8 protein-coding genes are annotated in these 6,654 nt (G+C 31.2%); 4 read left to right on the top strand and 4 right to left on the bottom strand.

The window, feature by feature from the left end:
- Positions 1 to 105: 105 nt before the first annotated feature.
- Both IP023_RS15610 and IP023_RS15605 read left to right on the top strand, forming a co-directional pair.
- Positions 106 to 573: a ParA family protein gene (locus IP023_RS15610; RefSeq protein WP_241791341.1), complete on the top strand. Its 468-nt coding sequence runs from the start codon at positions 106 to 108 to the stop codon at positions 571 to 573.
- A 16-nt stretch (positions 574 to 589) separates the two neighbouring features.
- Positions 590 to 820, top strand: coding sequence for a hypothetical protein (locus IP023_RS15605; RefSeq protein WP_241791340.1), 231 nt, complete (start codon positions 590 to 592; stop codon positions 818 to 820).
- 55 nt (positions 821 to 875) lie between these two features.
- On the opposite strand, the gene IP023_RS15600 is transcribed toward IP023_RS15605, so the two are convergent.
- Positions 876 to 1,463, bottom strand: coding sequence for a recombinase family protein (locus IP023_RS15600; protein WP_241791339.1), 588 nt, complete (start codon positions 1,461 to 1,463; stop codon positions 876 to 878).
- A gap of 285 nt (positions 1,464 to 1,748) precedes the next feature.
- On the opposite strand from IP023_RS15600, the gene IP023_RS15595 reads away from it, so the two are divergent.
- Complete coding sequence (locus IP023_RS15595) at positions 1,749 to 3,509, top strand: hypothetical protein (protein ID WP_241791338.1); 1,761 nt, start codon at positions 1,749 to 1,751, stop codon at positions 3,507 to 3,509.
- Entirely contained in the window at positions 3,472 to 4,080 is a 609-nt protein-coding gene (locus IP023_RS15590) for a hypothetical protein (RefSeq protein ID WP_241791337.1), read from the top strand. Before IP023_RS15595 ends, IP023_RS15590 begins: the two co-directional genes overlap by 38 nt.
- 369 nt (positions 4,081 to 4,449) lie before the next feature.
- Here the strand turns inward: IP023_RS15590 and IP023_RS15585 are convergent, their stop codons facing one another.
- From IP023_RS15585 to IP023_RS15575, 3 genes are all read right to left on the bottom strand, one after another.
- A complete protein-coding gene (locus tag IP023_RS15585) occupies positions 4,450 to 5,892 on the bottom strand; it encodes a relaxase/mobilization nuclease domain-containing protein (protein WP_241791336.1) in 1,443 nt (480 codons plus the stop codon).
- A complete protein-coding gene (locus IP023_RS15580; RefSeq protein ID WP_241791335.1) occupies positions 5,873 to 6,163 on the bottom strand; it encodes a plasmid mobilization protein in 291 nt (96 codons plus the stop codon). The genes IP023_RS15585 and IP023_RS15580 overlap by 20 nt, the downstream gene beginning before the upstream one ends.
- Positions 6,164 to 6,424: 261 nt before the next feature.
- Positions 6,425 to 6,654, bottom strand: a 230-nt coding sequence (locus IP023_RS15575) for an IS3 family transposase (protein WP_241791334.1), incomplete at its 5' end; no start/stop codon positions are given.

Here is a 6,654-nt window from a genome sequence, read left to right as displayed (position 1 = left end):
TTTAATCAAAACCCTCCTTAAGATTATTAAACTAACTGTCCACTTTTTGCTGACGATTTACATATACTAAAAGATTCTGTAAACACAGCTATAATAGATTTAGATTTGCAAGGCTCATTATATAAATCTCGTAATTCTTCTTCAGTACCAATATATCCTCCAAATAAATTAGAGGATATAAATAATATGGATTATGACTTTATCTTTATAGACACACCTCCATATTTAATATCTGATCTTCCTATGTTATGTAGAATAGCTAATGTTATAGTTATACCTACAAAAACAGGACTATATGATTTATTGGCTATTGAAGATACTATTGAAATAGTTAAGAATGCAAAGAAGGAAAAAGATACGCTCATTGTATTTAATATGGTTAAGCCTAATACCACATTAACAAATGAAATGAATCAGGCTTTAGAAAGATTTAACGTTAGTGTATCGAATACTTTTATTTCTGATTTAGTTGCTTTCACACGTTCAGCAATAAACGATGGTATAGAAGAAAACACAAAAGCACAGAATCAAATTATAGAGTTAACAAAAGAAGTTTTATCAAAAATATCATAGATAAAAATCAAATATTATGAGTGGGAAAAATAGTTTAGGAAATTTCGCTAAAAAAATTGCTGAGGATAACGTATCTAGTCCATTACAAGAAAAAAAAGGGAAAGTAATCAAGCCCGTAGAAACCAAATTTTTGATTAGTATAGAAGAAGAAGATTTATATCAATTAAAAAGAATTGCATTAGATAAAAAAACTAATGTTAGAAATCTTATTAGAACAGCTATTAAAGAAAAATACATTAACAAGTAATATAGACAGTTAATAAAACAAAAAAACATATCTAAATATTCTTATATGCAAATATTTAGATATGTAAATATTTATTAACTTTAAACACGGTAGACTTAGATACTTTTGTAATAAGAGCTATTTCTTGAAGAGATAGATTTCCCTTTTTTAATAGCTTAACAACGTGCGGGTATTTTGATATAAACTTTTCTGAAGATTCTTTAGTCCCTTTTAGACGACCTTTATATATTCCCTTTTGTATTGCTTTTTGTATGCCTTCCTGTTGACGTTCGAGAAGTGTCCTTCGCTCCATCTCAGACACATTAGCTAAAACCGAAATAATAAGATTAAACACCTCGTTAACTTTCCCATTAAGTAAATTGGATATGCCTAAATTTTCAATATAAAGTATAACACCTTTTTTATTAAAAAAGTCAATGGTGGTTAAAATATCAACAGTATTTCTTCCTAATCTATCGATAGAATGAACATGGATCTTTTCAATTAATCCCTTTTCGACTTCTTGTATTATCCTTTTTCCGAAAGGTCTATCTTCAAACTTAATGCTACCACTACAGTAATCAATATAATACTCTAAATCTGACAGCTGTCTATCTACATTCTGATCACGAGATGACACCCTAATATATTTGATAGATTTCATAGAGTGAATATATAAAAATCGTTGTAAAAATAGGATAGTTATAAATAATACGGTCTAAACATCAGATAATGATTTAAAATATTCGTTTATTATATTAGATTTAGAGTATAACTATAGACATAATGATTTGTAAATACGTATTTACAACTATATAAAATTTTATGAAAATAGGATAGTTCGGTATATTGATGATTCTTTTTTTATGTAGTTAATATTCTACATATATAACCAAGTATATAGCACATGAACTATTAAATTTGTTTCTTTGAAAGAAATATAACAAATATGAAAACTAACTACTTACTATTTTTAATTATTCTTTCTTTATCATTCTTTGGCTGTAAAAAAGAAAATAATTTAACCAATGTTGAACCTCCAAATAATAATCAAAGTGAATTAGGCGAAAAATTAGATAATCCATATTCAATGAGCAACATGCTTAATGCTATTCAGATATCATCTAATTCAAAAGATATACAACCCACCCATTTATACGTTAGGTTTTTGCCAGCAACATACGAAGATATGGTCACTTTAGAATCAGACAGTTCTTTAATATTTTCTTCTGTTCCATATGGATACACAAATTCTGCTGATTTAGATTATTATCAAGACCCTAGTATACCAAAAGAACAATATACTTGGCAATACGCAATTGTAGATTACGATTATAAGTTCCCAAATATTAAATATGAAATTTTAGATAAAATATATAGACCAAGTGATGATGAGGAAGAATTAGAAAACATTTCTTTTAATGAAACACTGGATCTTGATCTTAATATTCAATATGCCGCCCTTTTTAGCAAACGTTATAATCCAAAGGGTAGAATACTTGTTCAAAATAGCTTTGGAGGAACTGTCCCGTTAAGAAGAGCAGCAATTCAAGTAAGAACTTTGTGGTGGAGCGACGTAGTAACAACTAATGAAAATGGAGAATATTATGTAAATAGGAGATACAAAGATATTCCGACTGTAAGATTATGGAATAGAAACTATACTAATAAAACTACACAAAGATGGACCGAACATGCTGGCTTTTGGGTTAGTGATCAATTAGGTAAAGGTAAAGATTTCAATTATACTATTGAATATACAGAAGGTTCAAAAAGAGATTTGTGGGTAAAGGCAACAATCAATAATGCTTATGTAATTTATGATGATTTTGCAAAAGAAAATTCAATAAAAAGGCCTGATAATGTCAGAACATGGGTATTCAAAAACTCTACTGTTGGAGGCGCACCATTACTCCATAATCAAAGTATTACTTCTTACAGTTATTACTATCCAGCAATTGCAACAGAAAATAATGAAAACTTTGGTAGCTTATCTGCAAAAACAGGTATTCTTGCCTTAAGCCCCCTTCTTGATGTAATAGCGACAGTAACAAGACAACATAAAAATCTTCCAGATATAATAATAGGAACTAATCACAAAACTACGTCTGAAATCTATTCTACTATTTTTCATGAAGCAGCACACTATAGCCACAAAAAAGATAGACTTACAAATGGATACTGGGCTCAAGTACAATATCAAGCTTTGTTTGACAAAACAAAAGGAACATATGGTGATGGTTCACCAAGTCCATCAAAATACGTAGGTGTAGCTGAAGCTTGGTCACATTTCATTGAATACGAATTAATGCAAAAAACGTTCCCAGGTTCATTCGATGGTTTTACATTTACTAATGATAATAAAGCTGACATCAGAATGACAGCTTATTATAGGACGAATTATAGTAGCACTATTCCTAGTAACAATGACATTGGCGCCACTCGGGCTCTTTGGATACCTTCTGGTTTACTTCGAGATTTAATCGATAATGATAATAATAACCTAATACTAAGAAATGGTACTAATTATGTAATTGTAGTGAAAAGCGGTATAGATCGTGTTTCAGGGTTTACTTATAAAGAAATATACGAACTTCTAACTGAAGAGGTAACATCTATAATCAAATTAAAAGATAAAATAATCAAATTATATCCTAATCGAAACTTAAGTAATGAAATTAAAGACTTATTTGAACTTTATGGTTATTAATAAAAATTTTGCTAAACGTATACTTATGCTATGTTTAGTTGTAATCACTTTTATATCAACAGCCCTTAAATGTCAAAAGGAAGATTGGCAATATGAAACACTTCCAGGCTTAGAAAATAAAAAAATCTTTGCTGATATTATACCTAATAAAACAATATATAATGTTGGTGATACTATAAGATTTCAAATAGATCTTAAACCAAATGATTTAAACTTGGTGGATTTCGATAAATTTGAATATGCTTTTATAAGTGATTATTTATTTTATGACAAAAAACAAATGTTTAATGTAGTGCAAGAGGCGGGCCAACGATTACTCGAAACTAAAAATTTAACTCCAGATAAATCTATTTATAAAATGCAAGTTCAAATAAAACTAAATAAAAAAGGTTCTTTCAGGATTATGACTAATCATTATTCTAATCCTGATAAACTTAATGATGATACACAATTTAGTTTGTTAGGTTTTTATATTCTTTCTGGTAAACGAGTTCCTCGCGGATATACAGGAACGATCCCTATTATTTTTAATATTAATAAAAAAGGTTATCTAGATATTGAAGTGGAATAATTATTGTATTAGATTGGATAGACAAATCTGTTTATCCAATCTAATTTTCAGGCCTTTTCCTTGGTATCACCAACATTATATATTGCCAGATTATATGGACGATTGAGCGGTACAGAAAATTTACCGAAAACACTTAATAAATTTAATAATTATTGAATATTTTTTACTGATTATTAACCAATTTATAGTCTTAGCGTGTAGTATAGATAATTTAACACAAGTTCAGTTTTAGCCTACTGACACTCCTAAAATATTCAAAAAAGAAAGTTGAAGGCTTTAGCTTAAAATTAGAAAGAACCAAATATACATTTTGTTTATATTCAGTTAAGTTGAATTAAATATATTTTTTCCAAAAGGAATTTCCGTTTATTATCTTCTGTAACCTCGAGATCGATCACGCTTTTGGATTTGTTCTTGATTTTCTTCTTTAGTAACCTTCATTTGTTCTAGTCTGTTTCTTTCCTTTTCTTGAGTCTGAACTCGATTATCTATCGTAATTTTACTTTTAAGGGCTTTATCAATATAATTATCAAGCAATTGCTTACACACTTTAGTACGCTCCTTAACTGGGTTTTGCGCAATCTTCTGTTTTTCTTGTTCTAACCGCTTATTATACGCTTCCGCTTTGGCGTTAGCCTCCTTTATTTCCTTGCTAAAGAAAAGAGGTACTTTCTTTATTTCCATTGGCTTTGCTCTCCTAATTTTTTCCTCATAAGCTTTACGTTTCTCGTACAGATCTTGCAAAGACATAACTTCGTAAATGGTATCCCTTATCCCCTTTTCTAAATCCGAGCTTATCAATAAAGGAACATCATTAACTTGATAAGAATAGCCCTGTGGAGTACGTTCTAGTCCCCGAAGTTTCAAGATATGATCAATATTAGCACCATAGCCTACAGACATACAACGCGAGACAGCTATTTGTAAATCTTCTCGTAAATGCTTTTCTACCTCTGCCCTAGTAATGCGCTTCGTTTCTTGAATAGTTTTACTGTTATGTTCTAATATCTTACTTATATCATTCCATTTAGCCCCTATTTGAGAGCCTTTAACACTTATCTTGTCTGTCTTAAACGATATACCCGAAATACCGTACTTATTCTCCATAAATCGGACATCAATACCCCTACTTTCCAATGCCTTTTTAAAAGCATCTGCAGTACTTATTTTTTTATCCTGCAGAACTTTTATGACTTCATTTTTAATAACAGCCTGTTGTTCTCGCTTATTCGGATTTTTATCCAAATTTGTTTTTTTATTTTTCGCTCGATGTGCTTTCTTTTCTTCACTTGTAGCATATCGAAACCCTTTCTCTTGGCTAGGATCATAAAAAACTGTCCTACCCTCCGTTCTTCGTAACCCCTGTTCCTGCTCCACTTTATCACAAGCGACCTGCAAGCGTTCTATAATACGCTCATTACTCACTAAACTACCATCCATACCAACACGATTGGCTACAACATGATAATGATCATGCGCCTTATCACGATGCTGTACCAAAACATATTGATGGTTATCCGATGAAATACCAACCTCTTGTAAAATAGCATGCACAGCTTTTTTAGCTTTCTCTCTACCTAACTTTTCATCAGGATGAAAATTAATTTGAAGGTGTAAAACAGGCTTTTGCACGCGCTCCCGATCATCAGCTATATCACGCATCTGACGACCTATATCTCGGCTTGTTCCAAATACATTATTATACTCCAAAACAACAGCACGCTGATCCTCGGACAACTGCTTTTGTTCCTGCAGCGCATAACTAACGCCTTTACTAAATCCGTTTCCTGTATTAGCGTTTGCGATAGGCATTTCGTAATTCGTCTATTAAGGTTTTCAATACTGTTTCAAGTTCGGGCTTTCGTTCCCCTGTTTGGTTGTAATGTCTGGTCAACTGGTTCAAATTATTAGCAACCCCACTTAATATTTTTTGCTCCTCTAGACTGATTTTTATAACCTCTCCAAAAAGTAACATCTTACGAGCATAGGAACTTATTTTTAAACCTTCGCTTTCGGCTCGTTCTTGTATCTTTTGCTTGTCTTCAGCAGTTAAGCGAAGACGTAAAACAGTATCTTTTTCCATTTAAAAAATTTGTTTTTTACCTACACTTGGCTGATGATAGCTAGCTATCATCAACCAAGTGTAGCACTAAAATTTTAGCGAAGCGTGAAGAAATTTTGCTCCAGGATTTTCAGCGTAACGTAGTGTAGCGTATGGAAAATCCTTGCTCCGCAGGACGAGGTGGGAAAGAAATGTAACAATAAACGATAGTTTGTAGCTACATTTGTACGTCATCAAACTAAATTGGACACTTAGGTCTATCTCCTTAAGGAGAGATTGTTGTTATAAATTTAGTAATTTTTGTTGATTATACAATCGCCTTCTATTCTCAATAGAATTCATTTTAATCTGTTCTCTTTTTCTTAAAATTTGATCTGTTCTACCGAAATAGACATCAGCTGGTGTTAAATTTTTCAGTGATTCATGATAACGTTTATTATTATAATTGTCTACAAATTCTGTTAAAGCTTCGATGAGCTGCTCGGGATGATAAAAATGATTGAGTTTGACTA

This window comes from Sphingobacterium rhinopitheci, from assembly GCF_022627575.1.
In the GTDB taxonomy this organism is placed as follows: Bacteria; Bacteroidota; Bacteroidia; order Sphingobacteriales; family Sphingobacteriaceae; genus Sphingobacterium; species Sphingobacterium rhinopitheci.
Note: the sequence above shows the minus strand (reverse complement) of the source record. Positions and strands in the feature narration are given on the sequence as shown.

Coding starts and splice junctions, on each gene's coding strand:
- IP023_RS15605 (WP_241791340.1), top strand. CDS start 590: ATGAGTGGGAAAAATAGTTTAGGAAATTTCGCTAAAAAAATTGCTGAG.
- IP023_RS15600 (WP_241791339.1), bottom strand. CDS start 1,463: ATGAAATCTATCAAATATATTAGGGTGTCATCTCGTGATCAGAATGTA.
- IP023_RS15595 (WP_241791338.1), top strand. CDS start 1,749: ATGAAAACTAACTACTTACTATTTTTAATTATTCTTTCTTTATCATTC.
- IP023_RS15590 (WP_241791337.1), top strand. CDS start 3,472: ATGAAATTAAAGACTTATTTGAACTTTATGGTTATTAATAAAAATTTT.
- IP023_RS15585 (WP_241791336.1), bottom strand. CDS start 5,892: ATGCCTATCGCAAACGCTAATACAGGAAACGGATTTAGTAAAGGCGTT.
- IP023_RS15580 (WP_241791335.1), bottom strand. CDS start 6,163: ATGGAAAAAGATACTGTTTTACGTCTTCGCTTAACTGCTGAAGACAAG.